The sequence below is a fragment of the Amylolactobacillus amylotrophicus DSM 20534 genome (assembly GCF_001434555.1).
Lineage (GTDB): Bacteria > Bacillota > Bacilli > Lactobacillales > Lactobacillaceae > Amylolactobacillus > Amylolactobacillus amylophilus.
The window spans coordinates 264,731-284,190 of sequence record NZ_AZCV01000002.1; the positions used below are offsets into that span (position 1 = coordinate 264,731).

Annotated in this window: 21 protein-coding genes; 9 read left to right on the forward strand and 12 right to left on the reverse strand. The window is 44.8% G+C overall.

Annotated elements, in window-relative coordinates:
- Positions 1–232: 232 nt before the first annotated feature.
- Positions 233–1,036 (reverse strand): hypothetical protein, encoded by an 804-nt coding sequence (locus FC62_RS04170; RefSeq protein ID WP_054746390.1) that lies wholly within the window; start codon positions 1,034–1,036, stop codon positions 233–235.
- Positions 1,037–1,219: 183 nt separating this feature from the next.
- Between FC62_RS04170 and FC62_RS04175 the strand changes: the two genes are divergently transcribed.
- The 3 genes from FC62_RS04175 to FC62_RS04185 all read left to right on the forward strand — a co-directional run bounded on the left by FC62_RS04175 (position 1,220) and on the right by FC62_RS04185 (position 3,443).
- On the forward strand, positions 1,220–2,101 hold the full coding sequence (locus FC62_RS04175; RefSeq protein ID WP_056945892.1) for an Rgg/GadR/MutR family transcriptional regulator: 882 nt from the start codon (positions 1,220–1,222) through the stop codon (positions 2,099–2,101).
- Between the two features lie 194 nt (positions 2,102–2,295).
- Positions 2,296–2,718: a CidA/LrgA family protein gene (locus tag FC62_RS04180; protein WP_054746393.1), complete on the forward strand. Its 423-nt coding sequence runs from the start codon at positions 2,296–2,298 to the stop codon at positions 2,716–2,718.
- A 2-nt stretch (positions 2,719–2,720) separates the two neighbouring features.
- Positions 2,721–3,443, forward strand: coding sequence for an LrgB family protein (locus tag FC62_RS04185; protein ID WP_054746407.1), 723 nt, complete (start codon positions 2,721–2,723; stop codon positions 3,441–3,443).
- 58 nt (positions 3,444–3,501) lie between these two features.
- On the opposite strand, the gene FC62_RS04190 is transcribed toward FC62_RS04185, so the two are convergent.
- Together FC62_RS04190 and FC62_RS04195 are read right to left on the reverse strand one after the other, a co-directional pair.
- A complete protein-coding gene (locus FC62_RS04190) occupies positions 3,502–4,242 on the reverse strand; it encodes a hypothetical protein (RefSeq protein WP_056945891.1) in 741 nt (246 codons plus the stop codon).
- Between the two features lie 82 nt (positions 4,243–4,324).
- Positions 4,325–5,407, reverse strand: coding sequence for a D-alanine--D-alanine ligase family protein (locus tag FC62_RS04195; RefSeq protein WP_056945890.1), 1,083 nt, complete (start codon positions 5,405–5,407; stop codon positions 4,325–4,327).
- 156 nt (positions 5,408–5,563) lie between these two features.
- Between FC62_RS04195 and FC62_RS04200 the strand changes: the two genes are divergently transcribed.
- The gene (locus tag FC62_RS04200) at positions 5,564–7,024 is read left to right on the forward strand and encodes a CAP domain-containing protein (RefSeq protein ID WP_056945889.1); all 1,461 of its coding nucleotides are present in this window, start codon (positions 5,564–5,566) and stop codon (positions 7,022–7,024) included.
- Positions 7,025–7,270: 246 nt separating this feature from the next.
- Here FC62_RS04200 and FC62_RS04205 read toward each other — a convergent pair whose 3' ends face one another.
- The 3 genes from FC62_RS04205 to FC62_RS04215 form a co-directional block, all read right to left on the reverse strand.
- Positions 7,271–8,542, reverse strand: coding sequence for a Fic family protein (locus FC62_RS04205; protein WP_056945888.1), 1,272 nt, complete (start codon positions 8,540–8,542; stop codon positions 7,271–7,273).
- A 255-nt stretch (positions 8,543–8,797) separates the two neighbouring features.
- The gene (locus tag FC62_RS04210) at positions 8,798–9,622 is read right to left on the reverse strand and encodes a ZIP family metal transporter (RefSeq protein WP_056945887.1); all 825 of its coding nucleotides are present in this window, start codon (positions 9,620–9,622) and stop codon (positions 8,798–8,800) included.
- Positions 9,623–9,765: 143 nt separating this feature from the next.
- Positions 9,766–9,948, reverse strand: coding sequence for an LPXTG cell wall anchor domain-containing protein (locus FC62_RS04215; protein WP_056945886.1), 183 nt, complete (start codon positions 9,946–9,948; stop codon positions 9,766–9,768).
- Positions 9,949–9,958: 10 nt separating this feature from the next.
- Between FC62_RS04215 and FC62_RS08110 the strand changes: the two genes are divergently transcribed.
- Positions 9,959–10,420 carry a hypothetical protein gene (locus FC62_RS08110; protein WP_141322574.1) on the forward strand — a complete coding sequence of 154 codons (462 nt, stop codon included), beginning with the start codon at positions 9,959–9,961 and terminating at the stop codon, positions 10,418–10,420.
- Between the two features lie 20 nt (positions 10,421–10,440).
- Here the strand turns inward: FC62_RS08110 and FC62_RS04220 are convergent, their stop codons facing one another.
- The gene (locus FC62_RS04220) at positions 10,441–11,274 is read right to left on the reverse strand and encodes a hypothetical protein (protein WP_054746400.1); all 834 of its coding nucleotides are present in this window, start codon (positions 11,272–11,274) and stop codon (positions 10,441–10,443) included.
- 20 nt (positions 11,275–11,294) lie between these two features.
- Positions 11,295–11,972: a TetR/AcrR family transcriptional regulator gene (locus FC62_RS04225; protein WP_054746401.1), complete on the reverse strand. Its 678-nt coding sequence runs from the start codon at positions 11,970–11,972 to the stop codon at positions 11,295–11,297.
- Positions 11,973–12,143: 171 nt separating this feature from the next.
- On the opposite strand from FC62_RS04225, the gene FC62_RS08115 reads away from it, so the two are divergent.
- Entirely contained in the window at positions 12,144–12,266 is a 123-nt protein-coding gene (locus tag FC62_RS08115; RefSeq protein WP_141322581.1) for a type I toxin-antitoxin system Fst family toxin, read from the forward strand.
- Between the two features lie 256 nt (positions 12,267–12,522).
- Complete coding sequence (locus FC62_RS04230) at positions 12,523–12,744, forward strand: hypothetical protein (RefSeq protein WP_054746402.1); 222 nt, start codon at positions 12,523–12,525, stop codon at positions 12,742–12,744.
- A 173-nt stretch (positions 12,745–12,917) separates the two neighbouring features.
- Here FC62_RS04230 and FC62_RS04235 read toward each other — a convergent pair whose 3' ends face one another.
- From FC62_RS04235 to FC62_RS04245, 3 genes are all read right to left on the reverse strand, one after another.
- Positions 12,918–14,666 (reverse strand): ABC transporter permease/substrate binding protein, encoded by a 1,749-nt coding sequence (locus tag FC62_RS04235; protein WP_141322575.1) that lies wholly within the window; start codon positions 14,664–14,666, stop codon positions 12,918–12,920.
- Complete coding sequence (locus FC62_RS04240) at positions 14,666–15,886, reverse strand: quaternary amine ABC transporter ATP-binding protein (RefSeq protein ID WP_056945885.1); 1,221 nt, start codon at positions 15,884–15,886, stop codon at positions 14,666–14,668. Before FC62_RS04240 ends, FC62_RS04235 begins: the two co-directional genes overlap by 1 nt.
- Positions 15,887–15,966: 80 nt before the next feature.
- Positions 15,967–16,587 carry a GntR family transcriptional regulator gene (locus FC62_RS04245; protein WP_056945884.1) on the reverse strand — a complete coding sequence of 207 codons (621 nt, stop codon included), beginning with the start codon at positions 16,585–16,587 and terminating at the stop codon, positions 15,967–15,969.
- Between the two features lie 431 nt (positions 16,588–17,018).
- On the opposite strand from FC62_RS04245, the gene FC62_RS04250 reads away from it, so the two are divergent.
- Both FC62_RS04250 and FC62_RS07980 read left to right on the forward strand, forming a co-directional pair.
- Positions 17,019–17,651, forward strand: a complete 633-nt coding sequence (locus FC62_RS04250; RefSeq protein ID WP_054746403.1) for an NAD(P)-dependent oxidoreductase — start codon at positions 17,019–17,021, stop codon at positions 17,649–17,651.
- Between the two features lie 175 nt (positions 17,652–17,826).
- Complete coding sequence (locus FC62_RS07980; RefSeq protein ID WP_082611541.1) at positions 17,827–18,168, forward strand: galactokinase family protein; 342 nt, start codon at positions 17,827–17,829, stop codon at positions 18,166–18,168.
- A 204-nt stretch (positions 18,169–18,372) separates the two neighbouring features.
- Here the strand turns inward: FC62_RS07980 and FC62_RS04255 are convergent, their stop codons facing one another.
- Positions 18,373–19,341, reverse strand: coding sequence for a ribose-phosphate diphosphokinase (locus FC62_RS04255; RefSeq protein ID WP_056945883.1), 969 nt, complete (start codon positions 19,339–19,341; stop codon positions 18,373–18,375).
- Positions 19,342–19,460: the final 119 nt, after the last annotated feature.

The window sequence follows — 19,460 nt, forward strand, 5'->3', positions numbered from 1 at the left end:
TTAGACCACGAACATCTAGCGAAGATTGGCGAGGAAGAACGAAGTGAATTCCGTTGGCAAATAAGCTAGGGTGAGTGGTTTGCTTTTTGGAACACAGTTAAACCAAGTTGTGACAAAAAGCGTCAAGCTCAATAAAAAACGCTAATTAAATACCCCTATAGATAAAGTAATATATCCGCATTGGACATAACTTTAACTACAGGGGTATTATTTTTTCTTCACTTCAATTAAGTTAGCTCTTAGACTGGATTAACTCATTCATTCCCTTGTTCATGATTTCATCGTCCGTAGGAATCTGGACGGCAGCAGAACGTCTTACACGCAGAACTCCGTTTGAATCTTCTCCTCCACCAGTTGGCTGCAACTCAGGCTCTCTTTCGAATGTTCCATTATTATTCAAGAAAATTCCCTTTCCCGAAAATGCAGCCATAAAATATTCTTCATCGATACCGTTTGAACCAGCGGGTGCTTGATTTAAAATCAAGGCCATACTCTCGCCTACTTGTGGAAGCGGTGAATAAGATTCTTTCACAGTGATTACTTCATCTGACTGGGCATCCTTACGTTCTGCCTCGGTTAACCATTCTTTCTGAGAAACATCCACAAGAAGTTCTTTCTGAGAAATGTTTCCTCCGGCAAACAAAACATTAACTGTTGCACCAGGAGCCGTCCCGTCCAGAAGCTGATCAACCTTAATTGTCGCCATTGTATATGGATTGGCCGGCCCCTCTTCGCCGTATGGAGCATATACATAACTCTTGAGCTGCTGAACTGTACCCAAGATAGTTAGCTCTCCCTTAGCAACCAGGTCTTGAAAATTTGTTGGGTAATTTGCCAGTTTTAAATCACCCGAAATATTTTTGACCTTGTCTTTATAAAAGTCCTTCTTTGTTTTTGCTAACGAAACTGTTGGACTCCTACTTGTAGAGATTTGTTCACTAGCTTTGGTCTGTGATGCTAAGTAGACCAGAGCCAACACAAGTACCAGTGTCAGGCCCAAAGTCGGAATGTACAAACTTTTTTTTTTCAATTTCATTATTAATCTCCTTTCATTTAAGGAATTATCCCTCCATGACTATAGACATTTATCCGGCCGAAGCATATAATCGCACTAATTAAATAATTAATTGCACCTACAGTTATTATAATCGAATATTCAGCTTCAAAAAAAATCTTATTATATATGATAATCTAGCTGTATTTTATAGGGGGGTCAGAGATGAAAAATGGTTACGGTAGTACATTTCACAGCATGAGAAAGAATAAAAATTATTCTTTGCGGGATGTCAGTCTTGATTACATCTCTATTGCTCAACTGTCCAAATTCGAGCGCGGCGACTCCGACATCACCTTGAATAAACTTGCACCTCTCCTAGATAACATTACTTTATCAACTTCCGAGTTTATATCTGAGCTACCCCCTACACAATTTGAAGACCAACTGTCTTTTCTTGAAGAAATTAGTCAGTCCTATCTTCTCAGCAATCAGAATAAACAAGAGTTGATTCAATCGATCACTAAAGAAATCGCTCGATTGACGTTAGCCACAAAGCCCAGTTCAGCAACAAAAGTCTATTTATCCCTACTGCAATTAATCAATCAAATCCTTACCGAGAAACCAATTACCTCGACACAATCATTCTTAAAAACAGAAGTAATCGAATACCTCTTTGGTGTAGAGCGTTGGTATAAATTCGAATTACTGGCGTTCGTCAACATCCTACCAATTCTCGAACTAGATTTTATTAAATCCGCCTGCTCAGAACTAATGCGCCGGGTAGCGGACATCGATTGCCCTGTTTCAATTAAGAATAACCTTGTAGATGCCCTGCTACAGACCTCTGTCTACCTTACTCGGCATAAACAAAACATAACAGCAAAAAATATTCTCTCTAAATTTTCAAAAATTGCCTTACCTGAGCAACTTTTTTTCAAGAAAATTCTAGTTAGATTTTTTCTTGCATACACCCAATTTAAAGAGTTCCAGAGTACTACTAATCAGAAGACTATCACAGAGATTTTGGTATGTTTAGAAAACTACGATTATCCGACTCGCGCTAACCAACTAAGAAATTTCCTTGCCGATCAAAGTTTTGTCTAAAACTAATATTCAATCTATAAAATCACTTCCGAATCCAGAAGTGGTTTTTTTGCAGTACGGATATTATACTTTTTACTTACTTTCTGTTATAGTAAAGCCATTGTGCAAAAAGTGAGCAAACTAGAACCGCATTAAGTCGGCGATTATAGTTTGTTATTTCACAAACTATCGTAAATTTCACAAAGGGAGTTACCATGCAGAACAAGTCGACGAAGCCCAAACAAGCCCCCATTTTAGTCCAAATCGGAATATTTTCGACGATCCTTTTCGTCTCTAGTCTAATCTCCGCGCTATTCCCCGCGAGTTTCCCTGCCCCAACACCAGTAGTCGGCCTCGTGATTCTCTACCTCCTCCTGACCTTTAAGATTGTCAAACTAGAATGGGTCGACAGCTTCGGTAGCTTCCTCATCAGCATTATCGCGTTTCTGTTCGTGCCCTCAGGTATTTCACTGTTAGGGAGCCTCGATGTCATGCAGAAACAGGGCTTTCAAATCATTGCCGTGGTGATCATCTCCACGGTAATCATGCTGGCCGTTACCTACTTCGTGGCCTACACAATTATCGTCATGCGTCGCAAGTTCAGTGCACGCAAAGCACAAAAGGAGGGGCTCAAATAATGATGGATGTTTTGACACAACCATATTTCGGTATCTTCTTCTCTATTGGCGTCTACCTCATGGGCATGTTTCTATTCAAGCGTAGTAACGGTAAATTCTTCTTTCAGCCGCTCTTCATGGCCATGGTGCTCGGTATTTTCCTGCTGATTCTCTTCAGTCACCTAATCCACGTGGATATCCAAGATGTCTACACAAAGATGTATAAGCCTGGTGGCGATATTATTTTCTGGTTTGTGAATCCCGCAACGATTGCCTTCGCCATCCCCCTGTATAAACGAAATGACATTTTGAAGAAATACTGGGTGGAGATTATTGTTTCACTCATTATCGCCACTGTGGTCTCGACCATCTTGATTTACCTCACAGCCACGGCCCTCGGCCTGGAAAAATCGGCAGTGCTCGCCATGCTGCCACAGGGTGCAACCACAGCGATTGCCCTCCCGATTTCTGCAGCTATTGGCGGTGATCCCGCAATTACAGCCATGACCGCAATCACAAATGGTGTCATCATCTTAGCAATCGGCAAGTACCTGATTAAGTTATTCAGGATGGAGCGGGGTCCAATTGCTCTAGGATTGGGCTTAGGTGCATCGGGCCATACTCTAGGCAGCGTCAAAGCACTAGAGGTCGGCGAGATCGAGGGTTCAACATCCTCAATTGCCATCATCGTGATTGGCTTAGTTGTTGACTTAGTTGTGCCAATTATGGCGAATATTTTAATGTAGTAATTAAAAAATGACCTACCACTCGATTTTTATTAATCGGGTAAGTAGGTCATTTATTTTATTCTCTAAATCTATTCCACCAATGTTTCTTATCCTTTGGGAGCTGCATGTCGGCCAAAGTCCTGAATTGAGGCTGCTTCGCCGCTTCGCTGTTCTCCACTGCCTTGGTGAGGATTTCGGCCCGTGGATCATCCGGAGCATCTTGTTGCAACTCGTTTAACTTCTGCTCAACCTGCTCAGGCACGCGCTCCACATCCTCTGGTTCCAGATCTGGAATATCATCAGCCCCGTCGGGCTGGTCGAATTTGAGCTCAGTTTGAACGGATTTCGTTGTTTTCTTTGGTACGTCTAGTGCTTGTTGCATGTTCAATAACTGCTTATTCTGCTTCTGAACTGTAGCCACCTGCTGCTGGAGATTCTTAATTGCCTCATTTTGTTGTGCAATGGTCGACTGCAACAATTGCAATAGCTCAACCACTTGGCCTTGGTTTAAGTTATCTGGGTCTACCACCACCTCTGGCGCAGATTGTTGCGCATCTTCTACAGCATATATTTGTCTGGCTGCCTCTTTCAAAGTGAGCGAGGCATCCTTACTCAGTTGCTTAAAGTCATGCAAATCAGCCACATTTTGCGCAGAATAGAGCCGTGTCTTCTGCTTAGTGCGCACGAAATACTCCCCATTGCCAGTCACATCCTCAACAATTAAGGAGTACTTACGCAGCGTCGCAACGCTAATCTTTAATTGTGCAGCTGCTTGGGCTGGTTCTAACATTTCCTCGAAATCGTGCTTATCTGACATGGATGTCTCCCCCACTTGTTATCTCCCTCAATTATATAATTTAATGCCACTAAATTAAATACAAAGGTGAGATAACGCCTGTTTAGATGTGGTGACTCAACTCCTGCAGGTGGCGATACCGCTCCAGGCCAAATTGAATCAGCTGGTCAATGAGCTCCGGATAATGAATGCCCGCCTGCTCAAACAATTTCGGGTACATGCTGATATTCGTGAATCCAGGAATTGCATTGATCTCATTGAAAATGATCTCACCCGTTTCCCGCTTAATCATAAAGTCTACACGGGCTAGGCCAAACACCTCAATCTTTTGGTAGATGGCAAGCGCCTGTGCACGAATCTGGCTAGCTGTCTCTGCCGGAATCGCCGCCGGGATTTGCAAAGTCGAGGTAGAATTCTCCTCGTACTTATTCTCGTATGTGTAGAACTCGTCGGCGGCATTGATTATCTGCCCCACACCGCTCACGATTGGCCGGTCGTTCCCCAGCACGGCCGTCTCGACCTCAATCGCATTAATGGCTTCCTCGACGAGCACCTTGTCGTCATACCTGAAGGCATCCGCTAGTGCGGCAGCATACTCTGTGGCATCCTGGGCCGGTGCGATGCCCACAGAGGAACCCTGATTAGCCGGCTTCACGAAGACCTTGCGGCCGAGTTTAGCCGCCACCTGTTCGTAGTCAACGAACTCGGCAATCTGATCCTCGTACTGTGGTCGTTTGATGGTTAGCCACTTGGCCACCTTGAGGCCAATCCTCTCAGCCAGAATTTTGGATAAATCCTTATCCATTGTTGCCGCGGCTCCGAGGACGTCGGACCCAACGAACGGCACGCCAAGCACCCGGAATAAGCCCTGAATGGCACCGTCTTCACCGATATTTCCGTGAATGATTGGCAGAAAAATATCCAGTGCAGGATAGTTTTGTAGCTCAATCAGATGATTAAGGTTGGGTACAGTCTCGCCTCTCACCACCTGATAACTGGCATCTTCCAATAGCTTACTAGACTCACTTGGACTCGCTAGGTAACCATCTTGCGTGAATCCGAGTGGGTAAACCTCATATTTAGCTTGATCAATTGCGTGGTAAATATTCTGGGCAGAGTTCACTGAAACCTCGAATTCCGAGGATTCGCCACCGAAAACTAGACCAACTTTGATTTTCTCCATCATTATTTCGCCCTTTCTTCAACTGTTAGAACCTTCATTATAACGATTTTCGCCATAGAAGGAAAAAATTTGATAAGAAAACCCAATTGTTACCAAATAAACACCAGGTCCTTTATAATGGAGGTTAGATATTTCAGTTAATTAGGGGGACTTTTTCTGATGCAGAAACGAAGCGCCAAACAAAAGATTGCTACTCTATTGATTCTGGTCTCCTTGATAATGCCACTAGGTACACCACTAACCATACCCGAACCAGTTGAGGCAGCAGTGTTCACCAACCAGGAAAAGGCATTAATCAGGCAGCTACAAAACGACTATGCTCAACTAGACAAGACACCCTACAACAGTCAGAACCTCTACTCCATCGAGCCATCACTTCTTGACCCATTTAACCCTGGGGCACTGACACCGGCATACATTACTGCACAGATGGCATACATTAACTACTACCGCTACCTTTTTGACCTCCCAAGTATCTCATCTAACGAGGCAGATAATAAGTCTGCCCAAGTAACGGCAGCCATCATGGCCGCTGTGAATGCCAATCCATTTGTAGATCAACACGGACTAGAAAACGTCACTAAACCGGACTTTGTCAGTCAGGAGGATTGGCAGACTGCACAGCAAGTCTCAGCCGCATCAAACCTCAACTTTAACGTCTACGACGAGTCCGCTGGTGAGGTAGTCAAAGATTTCGTCACGGACAGCTATAATCTCACCGGAGCCGATACTGGACACCGTGCCTGGATTCTTTCAACACGCGCAAGTCAAACAGGTATTGGCGCTGCATACGGCACGAATGGTTACCGCTACTCCGTTCAAACCGCTGTTTTCGGCAACGATATCTTTCGTCAACCCACAAAGAGTAGTGTGCCCTACCCAAGTAGTGGGGTCTTTCCTATTGAACTACTCCAGGGCGAGAACATTGCGTGGTCGCTCTACCTATCTGATCAAGCGGTCACAGGCACTCCAGCAATCACCATTAAGGACTTAGATACGGGGCAGACGGTGAATGCCACAAATGTCGGTAACTATAGTTCGAGCCACTACGGTAACTTTCAGACCGTAATTACATACTATCCCGGTAATATCAACCTGGTTTCAGGCCACGCGTACCAAGTGAATATTCAAGGTATCCTGCAATATACCTTTAAACTCTACAATCAGGTTGCGGCCAATCAGCCGGTTTACCAGGAAGAGAAGCCTAAACCAGTGGTACCGCCGACTCCAACGGAAGTTGCCGTTAATAAGTTAATGGAAGAGGCGGAGGCCCTGCGCGATTCCTTAAATTCTGGCCGAAAGATCAACAGTATTATTTTCGGTCGATCATACCAGGACGGACAGAAGTTCGTTAACTTGGGCGAGAAGCAATGGTTTCAAGACTACTACTATTATCGGAACCCGGAGATTCAGGCAGGTATCCTCGCTGTGCCCCGGGGCCGGGTGAACCTCCGTATTTATAACAGTCCTTATCCCAGCCACCAGAAGACAACATATGCCCGTCTCTTACCCCAGAACTCATATGCGTATGGACAGAAAATCCAGTATGGCGATTTCACGTGGTACTATATCGGCCCAGAGCAGTGGGTTCGTGAGCGCACCATCAAGAAAATATCATAACAATAAATTACAACTAGCAGAATAATTACAGTTTGGTTACATTGAAGTTTGCCGCTTGATTAAATAACGCAGTTTTTGCATAATGGAGTTAGAAAATAACCTTGGGGGCGTGACTTACAGTGAGACCGGATGTATTTTTTCTAATTATTACAGGTATTTCATTAGTTGGCATTGTGAGCTATTTCGTGTTTGGCAAGAAACACCGGCACACTGAACAGGTCCAACCTAATAAAGAAGCGCTTGAGGCTAAATAGTCTCAGGCGCTTTTTCTATCTCTGCTAAATATCGACGAGAAATGACGTGCTGTAAAGGACGTCGTTTAATGAGGTCAATTATTCCAGCTTCCGTGAGCTGTAAGAAGGCTTGGTTGATACTCCGGGCAGAGAGCCCCCTCTTCTTGCCTAACTCTTTTATTTCATTATCAATAATACCAGTCGTGTCTGAATCATTGAACAGGCGTGATTGAACTAGCAGATAGAGGATATGTCTTTCTGGCGAATTTTCAGTATACTGCTCCATAATGTGCACCTTCGCGCGCTTGAGCTGTGTTGCTCTTTCGTTAAGAGACTGAATAATTAATGATTGCCTACTCGAGATTATTTCCATCAACTCAAGTACGAAACTTGTGCCATCGGCGAAATTATCAGCATCACCAGTATCCGAGAAAGCCTTATAGTACTTCTCACGATTAGATCTCACTGACTGGGAGAAACTAATACCTGTAAAGATATCCAACTTACGTGCCAGATACATCGAAAGAATGTAGCGCCCGGTTCGACCATTACCATCATAAAAAGGATGGGTATTCTCGAAAAAATAATGACCGATTAACGCCTTAATTAGGAATGGTACATCATGCCCATTAATGAACATTAGCCAATCGGCCAACCTGTGGGTAATCTCAACCTCACTAGTCGGTGCTACTAAGACTTTCTTATCTACACTACCACCCTGAATATAAACTGGATTAGTTCTAAACAGTTGACCATCTGGTAAATCTGCCCGATTAATTTCACCCTTTAGTAGCTCATCGTAGATTATCCTAATATCCTCTAGATTCTCGATGTGCAAGAAGTCACCTTTTAAAATATCCTGGTATTTCTTGACTGTCGAAGTCAATCGCGCATTGGTCTTACTGTCATTAGCAGCTACGATTGCATCATCAACCTCTTGCCTAGTCGATTGTACTCCCTCAATTTCATTTGTACTAACGATCTCATTACCCATTGTTTCGATTAGAAACTGACTAACTGCGATGTTAGGTAATTGTGCAGTTAGTCGCTTAATTTCGAGCGTACTGGTGAGAATCTGCTCAGTTCTTAACGTAATTTCTGGTAGATTGACAATAAAAATCGGATATCCGGCAGTTGCGAATTCTCCACGACGAATGAGATTTGGTTTCAAATTCGTATGGTAAGTTGTTTCAGAATTGAAACGTCGCTTATATTCATTAAGATAATTTTCCTGGTGGCCGGCTGTATTATATTTAACCACCTTTAACTGCTGATAATATTGCATATTTACACCGAATTTTCTAATTGGTTAAAATAGGTTTTCTGTCAATCTACATTATACATTTTTAATTCTATTTTGACAAAATGGCTGTTTTGTCAAATAAGGGACTACATTTTTAACTATATTTTGATAAAATGGCCGTTTCGTAAAATAAGGGACTACATTTTTAACTATATTTTGACAAAATGGCCGTTTTGTCAAATAATGGATTGAGATCCACAAAAAAAGAGCTCAAATGAGCTCTTCATAACTTAATAGCTAACCTAGCGCGACATCCAGAATCATCATGACGACGAAACCGGCCATAACGCCTAGAACGGCGAAGTGGTTCTTCTCACCGGTAATGGCAGCTTCTTGAGCAGTTGGAATCAACTCCTCGACTACCACGTAGATCATCGCACCAGCGGCAAAAGCCAGCGCGTACGGAAGAATCTCTGTTACCGATGTGACCAGCACGGCACCGGCAATCCCGGCAAGTGGTTCAACCACACCGGAAGCTTGACCATAGACAAAGGCCTTTGTCCGGCTCATTCCGCTCTGCCTCAACGGTACCGAGACGGCGGCTCCCTCCGGAAAGTTCTGGATACCAATTCCGAGGGCTACGGCAATTGCAGCGAGCAATGCGGCTTTCGGATCGGCTTGGGAAGCCAAGGCACCAAAGGCGACACCGACCGCGAGGCCTTCAGGAATGTTGTGTAATGTGATAGAAAATACTAGTAATACGGTCCCACGAAAGCGCGGCGACATTCGTTCACCATCGGCTTCTTTCGGGAAATGCATGTGGGGAATCAGCTTATCAGAGAGATATAAGAAGAAACCACCGGCGGAAAAGCCCACGGCGACAATTAGCCAAGGAATTCCACCGCTATCTTCAGCGCGTTCAATTGCTGGGGCGAGCAAAGACCAGAAGCTGGCGGCAATCATGACGCCAGAAGCGAATCCGAGCATTAGATTGTAGACGTTCTTCTTGATGTCTTTGAAGAAAAATACGAGTGCAGCACCCAGAGCCGTCATGAGATACGTGAATAATGTACCTGCTAGGGCCTGTTGCCACGGGGCGAGGCCCATAAAAAACTCAGTCATGTTGTTATCCTCCACATAGATGATAACAGAAAAAGTTAGGTAAGGCTAATATAATATTTTGGAAAACGCCATTATTTGAAAAAGAGGGGTTGGACGCAAAAAACCACCGACTTACGTCGATGGATTCTTGTGGTTAAGGGAGACTATTTGTCTTCCTCTTTTCTTCTCTTACCAAAGCCGAGGACTAACCCGCTGAGGGCAAGCATAATCATACCGAATATTCCGGCGTTTGATTTAGCTTCATCAGTCTGTGGTAATTTATCCTGGTCAATTGCACTTACAGTTGTTGGTTGACCGGAGTTGGTGCTGTTGGTATTTGCTGTCATCTCAGGATTCATGTCTCGATCGATTTCAGTTTCTGTACCAGCATTGTTACTTGTTGAACCTGTGGTGCTACCTTCCTCAGGATTTACAACATTAGTATTGTTACCACCTGTGGATGGCGTAACTGTTCCTGTAGTAGTTCCAGTAGTTACAGTCGTACTCTTGTCTTTAACTTCACCAGTCTTATTATCAACAATAGTAGTTGTTGTCGTGCCATCACCATTATCATGTTTGATTGTGGTAGTCTCACCATTGTTGTTTGCTGTTGTCTTGTTATCAATTACGACATTTTCACCCGTTGCCGGTACTTCTTTACCATTAACTATTGGGTTACCACCATTTGCAGTAAGTTCAACATTTGTTGTTGTGCCATCTGGGTTAACAGGCTTAGTTGTGATGTCCTTAACTTCACCAGTCTTGACGTCAATTGTCGTCGTAGTAGTGGTCTTTGGTTCACACCAGCGACTTCAATAACTACAATATTCAATTATTAACTACTTTGTATTGCTTAATGCCCACGGAATTGTCGAGAGCACGTAGAACACCGCGCCCACGATCACTAATTCGAGGAAAACCCCACTGCCGACCTCTAAGAAGAGTCCGAAGCCAAGACCAAATAATTGCTCAGGGTTAATGAACGTCGGAATCAGTGAAACAATACCAAAGAGGACGATGACGAATGCTGCCGCCCACATCATCGCTCCACTCAAATCGTGGATAATCTCCCGCGCACCCAGGTAGCCACGCAGACGATGAATCACCGAGAAGATCATGATTAGACCCAACAAGACAATCAGTCCACCTATTAGCCAGGCCAAGGTCACCGCGTTTGCTAATGCCGTCACTTCGGTTAAATTAAAGCCACTAGCAATAGCGTACTGCGCCGTGCGCTTGTTCTGATTAATCAACTTTTTAATCGCCTTCGTCTCCGTTGACGAGTTATCGTTGATGCGCTCGACCAGAATTGCCTGAATCCGCCGGGCTAAGCCCTGGTTGTCCGTCTTGAACCAATGAAATCCCAGTGTATAGTCAATCAATGCCTGGGCAATCGGCTCCGAGATTTCCTCCGTCAGCAAATTCTGCTCCGAAGCCCGGTCCGCACCAAGTGATTCAGCGAAAGTATTGAAGCCATCATTAAGCTTCGTGTTCACAATAACCGCGTTGCTCTCCTTCTTGACCTGCCGCTCCATGTAACTGGGATTCATGAATGTCGCCATGAAGAAGCCCACACTAATTAGAATAAAGAAGCTGAAGGCCAGGAACCCCTTGTACTTCTTATTCTCGCTCTGTTCCAGTCTGCGTCTACTTCTCGTTACTCTTTGTGCCATTTGATTCTCCTATTTATTAGTTAGGAATTAATCACTGCATCATCATCAAACATGTGATCAAGCGCTTGATGAACTTCCTCAATATCCGTTCGGCCAATTAACTCACGCGCATCAACCATCGTCTTCTCGACTTGCTCTTTATCGAAGTTCAAGAAAGTAATCAGAAAACTTGAGACCATAATGTAGGCAATCTGCTCTGCCGATAAGCCCAATTCAGTTCTTTTCGAATACAGGTTTCCACCACCAGCAATCATGTACGTTAAGCCGATGCGGACATCTTTATCCTCACCGAAGGCGTCCTTTAGTCCCTCGTCCTTCAGCCAGAGCATAATCAGCTGCACCCAACGGTCGATTGTCTCTGGGTCGCCGAAGATACTGTTAATGACATTATACAGCCCTGCATCCCTTGAACCAAGTTCCAACACCGTGTTGATGAAGACCATCGTCGCCGTGTATTCATTCGTCATCGCAATGCCATTCTCGTTCAGCTTTCCCAGAATGGTCGACATTAGGTTATGTAAGATATCATTTGTAAGTCTTGTTTTATGTGGATAGTACGATTGTAAGAGGGATTTCGAGATTCCAGACTCTTTAGCAATCATCTGCAGCGAAACACCCTCTAAGCCAGCTTGGCGCATCAGGGTAAACGCGCTGTTTAAGATTGTCTTCCGCCGCTCCATATTCTTCTTCCGTGGCATCAGCTACCTCCTCTAAAAGTATATGATTACCTATACTATATCAAATTCAAATATATTTGTATAGCTAAGGAAGTTTATGATTTTGGTAAGCTTTTTAATCATTAATTCAACGCACAAATATTTTATTTTTACAAGTAAATATCGAAACCTACATATGTTATATACTTGCGAATGGTAACTGCCTCCGGAGGGAGGTGTTTTGCCGTAGATGATTTTTGCATTTCAGTTATCGCCCCACTTTTTGTGGGACTGGTAATCGTACTAGTCGATCATTGGTTAGATGACCGGCGGTAACTAGCAGTTACCACTGACCCACACACCTAAAACGTCGCTTTAGGTGAAAAAAATAGCCACTTTCCCTCGCCGGAAAGTGGCTATTGTGTTTTGCTGCTAGACTTTTGCATTTGTCGCAAAATTATTGTAACACGGATTGCGGCAAAGAGCTATCAAATCTCACCATCCAATCTCGCAAAACTTCTTTACTGACAATATACTATATTATTTGAAAGCGATGTTATATTTGGTTTAATCTATGAACGGGGTTGAATGAATGGAAACCGCAGCAAGAAAAATAGGTAACTCGGGGGGTATAATATTTCCACAAGAAATTGCTCCTAAAGTGGACGAAAAATTTAACATAATGCAAGGTGAAAGTTCATATGTTCTCAAACCAGAACGAGCCAATATTTTTAAGAATGCGTCTGCTTGGCAAGGGTTTAGAGATTTGCTCATCACATCGGACACAAAATGGGATTCGCTGGATGATATCTAGTAGCTCCCCCAAGGGATATGTCGACCTAGTCCACCGTTTCAACCATAATTAAACTTCCTCCTTCTACCACATACCAGTTAAAAAGACTAGCCAAAATCTGACCTGTACCCCGAAAGTTAAAGTAACTTTTGGGGTATACCTCATCGGCTAGTCTTTTCTTAACTTGTTAAATATTATTTCTGCCACTCAGCAACTTCATCTTTGTGACTCTTAATCCAGTTCTGAGCCGCCTTACGTGGACTTGCACCACCGTTAATTTCCAGCATGACTTCTTCCATGTCCTTTTGGGTCCAGTGGAAATTATCCAGCACTTTGTAGACCTCCGGCATGTCGTCCTTCAGTCCCTGACGGACAATAGTATGAATTGCCTCAGACTTACCCATCGTGCCCTTTGGATCCTTCAAGTACTTCAAATCATACTTACTGAACATCCAGTGGGGCGACCAACCGGTAACCACAAGTGGCTTATGCTCCTTGATTGCCTTCCCAAGGGCAACAGTCATCGCCCCAGTAGATGAGGTGCTAACCTGCCAGCCGGCAAGATTATCGTAGTCCTTCACTGTAGATTGCGCTGCACTAACAACACCCGCACCCGGCTCAATGCCCGTCACGGTTTTGCCAGCCTCGTTCGTCAAGTCAGAAATCGAGTCGACCTTCATATAGGAAGGAACAACCAAGCCAACCTTAACGCCCTTCAGGTTCACACCAAGGTCCTGCACCTTACTCTTATACTTATCGTATTGCTCCTTGTGGGTCACAGGCAACCAAGCCGAGACCATTCCGTCGCTCTCACCGCTGCCCACACTCTGCCACATCACGGCATTATCTAGTGCCGTTAGCTTAACGTCGTAGCCCATCTGGCGCAAAACCTCACCGACCACATTCGTTGATGCAACTTCTGAGTCCCACTGCACGTAGGATAAATTGACCGTTTCCTGCGCCTTCGTATTGCCTTTCGTTGCTGCCTGCGCTACGCCCACACCAATCAAGGCCAAAACCGCAGCACCGACCGTGATCCACCGAATCTGCTTGCGCCGTTTCTTCTGTTGCTCACTCATCACGCTCGCAAGTGACAGGCGTTCGTTTGCATATTGTGTGAATCGGTCAATGATAATCGCCAGGATGACCAATGCCAACCCGTTAACGAAGCCATTACCAACTTGTGCTCTTTGGAGCGCCGATAATACGCCACGCCCTAGTCCTGGGGCACCGATCATCGAGGCTGTAACAACCATCGACAAGGCCAGCATTAACGTCTGGTTGACCCCGGCCAAAATAGTGTTTTTCGCCATTGGCAACTCAACCTTGATGAGCTTCTGCCAAGCCGTTGAACCAAATGAATCAGCTGCCTCAATCAATTCCGTGCTGACACCCCTAATACCTAGGTTCGTCATCCGCACGGTTGGCGGTAAGGCGAAAATCACGGATGAGAACACACCCGGAACCACACCAATACCGAAGAAGGCGACTGCCGGAATAAGGTAAACAAAGGCAGGCATCGTCTGCATGAAGTCCAGAATCGGCTTGATGACGGATTGAGCCCGATTGCTTTTAGCTGCCCAAATACCTAAGGGAACGCCAATAATAATCGAGACCAGGCTGGCCAAGAGTACCAGCGTGAATGTGTTCATCAGGTCGCTCCAGAGCCCCTGGTTATAAATGAACAAGAGGCCAAAGAAGCTGAACAATGTGATACCAATACGTCTCGTCGAGATGATAAAGGCGAGAATCGTAATTCCTATAATCCAGACCCACGGATTAATAAAGAGGAGAAAGTCGGTGAGACCATCCATTGTGGCCTGACCACCCGATTGAATCGCCGCGAACAGCCCGGCAAAGGTATTAGTCATCCAAGTGGTGAAGTTCTCCATCCAATCCGCAACGGGCAGTTTGGCGAGTAACATTAAATTATTGAACAACATTATTTCACCTCCTGTGTCTGTACATCATTTGTTTCTGATGATGGTGCATCTTCATCAGCTAGTGTTTCAATCACGCGACCTCGAATAACTACCCCAAGCAGGCGGCCATTATCGGTGACCGCCACTGGTGTATGAGCATCGTAAATCACGTTAAAAATGTCGTTAACTGTTGTTTCTTTATCGATAGTTGGCATGTTAACATCCAACACCTTACGTAGCGGTAAGTTATTCAGCCGGGCGCTTCTGGCGGCATCCGCTGAGATGACTCCCTGCAGCTTATGTTGGTTATCGATGGCCACTACCATCGATATCCGTTCCTCACGCATCCGGTGCAAGGCCATGTTGGGCCCCTCACGGTCGATGTTAACGGTCACTGCCGGCTCCATAATATTCTCTGCCGTCAGTACACGTGATGAATCCACGTCACTTAGGAAGTGTTTCACGTAATCATTGGCCGGATTGGTGAGTAATTCTTCACCGGTACCAATTTGTTGAATTTGGCCGTCCTTCATGACCGCAATGCGGTCGCCAAGGTGAAGTGCCTCATTCAAATCATGCGTAATAAAGATAATGGTCTTCTTGAGTTTCTCTTGCAGACCAAGTAACTCATCCTGCATCTCTTTTCTAATCAACGGATCGAGTGCCGAAAAGGCCTCATCCATTAACAAGATATCGGGATTATTAGCAAGTGCACGCGCCAAGCCCACACGTTGTTGCATCCCACCAGAGAGCTGGCTTGGAAGTTGATCCTTGAATTCCAATAGGTGCAGGTTATCTAGCGCTTCCTCTGCCCGCTGCCTTCTCGTTGCCGGATCGACACCCCGCAGTTCAAGTCCGTACTCCGTATTCTCGAGCACGGTTCTGTTTGGTAATAGACCAAAGCTTTGGAAGACCATGCTCATGTTCTCGCGCCGCATTTTACGCAGAGTTTCCTTATCCGCCTTGCTGACGTCGTGGCCGGCCACGGTAATACTACCCGCAGTAGGCTCAATGAGCCGGTTGATTAGGCGAATCAACGTTGATTTACCGGAACCCGAGAGGCCCATAATCACGAAGATTTCACCCGGTTCCACACTGAAATTCACGTCATAGACCCCGACGGTTGCGCCGGTAGCCTTTAATATTTCATTTTTACTCTTATTTTCACGAACCATTTTGAGAGCAGACTTAACTTTTTTACCGAAGATTTTTGTTAAACTTTTAACTTCAACGACTGCCATCGAATTCCCCCTTTTTTAAAAAAACTGACCACTCAATAAAAACATGTATAGTCACTTTTGTCAAATAAAAAGACTGCAGCTTAGGCAGTCAAAAAGTTTGCAACGCGTTGGTAGGCAAGCTCGTCACCGACTACGTAAACAAAATCACCGGGCTCGATCACGGCGAGCGGTCCGGGCGAGACAATCATCTTATTCTGGTGCTTAATGGCGACGATGGTGGCCCCGGTATTATGCCAGAAATTGAGGTCACTGACGGTGCTCGCAGCAAAGCCCTCCTTGACCACGACCTCGTATGGCTGTAACTTATTATCTTCGTTATAACGCTGTGTCTGCTCGACCAGGCTGTTCAAGAGGCCCAAAAAGTGCTGGGATTCAGCCTGCTGGCGCTTCGCACTTTCGTGAATCTCCCGTTTCACATTCTCAATCGATTCGACGTCTTGGTATTGCTCGATAAACTCCTTTGCCTTCGCTGAAGACGCCACAAAAAAGCCGGAACCGTGTTTAACGGTCACGACGCCAATGTCGCCGAGGACGATAATGGCTTTCCTGGCAGTTTCCGGTGACACGTGGAAATTGGTAGCAATGGTTGAGCGCGCGTGGAGTTTCTCACCCTCGGCATAACGCCCATCGCTGATTCGCTTGGCCAATTCTAAAGCGATTTGCTGATATTTTGGTTGAACAAACTGGATTTTCTCAGTCATATTTCCCTCAATTATAAACAAGTTGTGACAAAAGGCGGTTAGCTTCTGAGTACTTACGATGGTACTAAAGCGCGCAACGCTGTAAGTGGCAAGTAAGACGCAGGAAGTTGCCGTTTGGAACACAGTTAAAAGTTGTGCACAAAGTAGTGACGGTAAACGGGTAACTCTTGAGTACTAGCGAAACCTGACAAAGTCTCACACAGTGAGGCAAGGATGGTTAGCTAGACGCAAAAAGTTGTTTACCGGAACACAGTTAATGACGGTAACCATTCAGCTTCCATCACACAATTTAGATATTATAGTGCAGAAAGTGACAACCGGCAAGTTTAACAGTTGTCACTTCGAGTCTTATCACATACTAAATCAGATACACCATGATAAAATTGAGGAAACAAGTTCAGACTTAAAACTCAAGAAATGAGGCATTTATCATGAAAATAGCAATAATTGGTGCAACGGGGCACGTGGGCTCATTGGTCGCGGCAGAAGCACTAGATCGCAGACACGAAGTTACGGCAATCGTCCGCCACCCGGAAAATTTGCAGTACGACATTCACTTTATCAAGAAAGATCTCTACGATCTTAAAACTGCGGATCTAATCAATTTTGACGTCGTTGTGGATGCCTTCAGTGCACCACGCGGCGCAGAAGAACAGCACAAAACTTCGATTGAGCATCTCATTTCGATTCTGCGCGGGACCGATTTACGCCTGTACATCGTTGGTGGCGCGGGGACTCTCTATACCGACGAGAGCAAGCAAACGAAGCTCTATCAAATGCCCGGCTTCCCCAAAGTTGTCTTTCCTACCTCCAAAAACATGGATGACGGCCTAAACGCATTAAAGAAGACGACGAACCTTTCCTGGACCTACATCTCCCCATCGGCAAACTTCATTCACTCAACTGATAAATCCCACGGCTACATTGCTGGCGCTGAAGTTTTGCTAAACTCACCCTCATCAGGACAGAGTGAGATCACAATGGCGGAATATGCGGTGGCGATGCTGGACGAGATTGAGAATCCAAAGCACCTGAATCAGAGATTTACAGTTGTCAGCAAATAAAAAAGAATGCACCAGACAATGGTTAGCTTCTGAGTACTATCGGATCAGCTAGTTAAAATTCAATATTTATTATATTAAGCGGTGTAAACCGCTTTCTTTTTTGCTATACTGAACGTAAATTAACAATTCAGAAATGGTGATTAAGATGGAGATTTAAGAACTAGAAACAGGATTCATTGAACATTTCGGCATTGAACCAAGCAACTACTTCTTCTCACCCGGACGCATTAACCTTATCGGCGAGCACACGGACTATAATGGTGGCCACGTTTTCCCAGCCGCAATCTCATTAGGTACGTACGCAGCAGTCGGCAGAAGAAACGATCGCGAGCTTCACTTCTTCTCAGCCAACTACCCAGATCAAGGTGAAATCAGCGTCCAACTGACCAACCTTGACTACAACGTTAGCGATTCCTGGACCAATTACGCAAAAGGCATGTTCTTGTTTGTTCAACAACAAACAGGTGCCACATTCGATTCCGGCTTAAATATCTTCATCAAAGGTGATCTCCCCTAGTTCTGTCCTTTATTTCATGAAAGCCCTCTTGTTTTAACAATTTCAATACTTGCATTGCCGCAATTTATACCACCTTACCTCCTCCTTTCTACACTCTCGTTTTACATACTTTTATATAAAAACAAAACATAAAGTTACATAAAGTCCGCGAGCAAAAAAAAGTTGCCGGAAACTTTATTCCCAACAACTTCACATCGTCATAATTTATAATTTCAAATTCTGCTGGTCATCGAAGATATCGTGCAGTGACTTGTTCTCATAGATATGTTGAATCGCTGCAGCGAGTAAGTGGTCAACCGATAGACGTACCATATTATTCGGGTACCGGCCATCCTCATGAATAATCGAGTCCGTCACGACGATTTGTTCAATCGGTTCCGTATTTAGCAGATCTGTTGCATTTTTTGATAGTAATGCATGCGTTGCAGCAGCGTAGACGTGCTTTGCACCGGCGTTTAGCAGCGACTTGGTTGAATATGATAAGCGGACACCCGTATCAATGATGTCATCCACGATGATTGCAGTTGCACCTGTGACATCGCCAATAATATCGTGTACGGCATTGTCATAATGGGAGCCACGCTGATCCACGATAGCAATTGGTGCGTCGAAGAACTCTGCAAATTTCCGCGCCATGTTGGTACCGCTGTGATCAGGTGAAACAATCACAACGTTGTCCTTTACTCCCTCGTCCAAGAAATACTTCGCCAAGATTGAAACGGCCCGCAAATGATCCACCGGAATATCAAAGAATCCTTGGATTTGTGATGCGTGAAGGTCTAGCGCAATTACTCGGTCAGCCCCAGCCTCTTCAATCATGTTGGCCACGAGCTTCGCCGTAATTGGCTCCCGTGCCTTGGTCTTTCTGTCAGCACGCGCATACGCCATGTATGGCACGACAACGTTGATTTTGTGCGCCGATGCCCGTCTCAGTGCATCAATGATAATCAAAAGTTCCATTAAATTCTCGTTGACCGGATCCTGAATCGACTGAATCACGTACACGTTGTCACCACGGACGGTTTCGTTGATGTTAATGTTAATCTCACCATCACTGAAGTGCTTAATTGAGGTCTTGATCAATGGAAATCCTAGTACCTCGGCCGTCTTCTCTGCCAGTGGCAGATTACCATTCAAGCCAATCAGTTTAATATTATGTTTTGTGTTGCCCATCTTATCTCCTATATGTCCCACTTGTCCCAATACCTACAATTAGGTTGTAATAAACACATCTATCATAGCAAATTATCGCTTTTTTTCCTATGCATAATGCTACAATATTAGCAATAGAT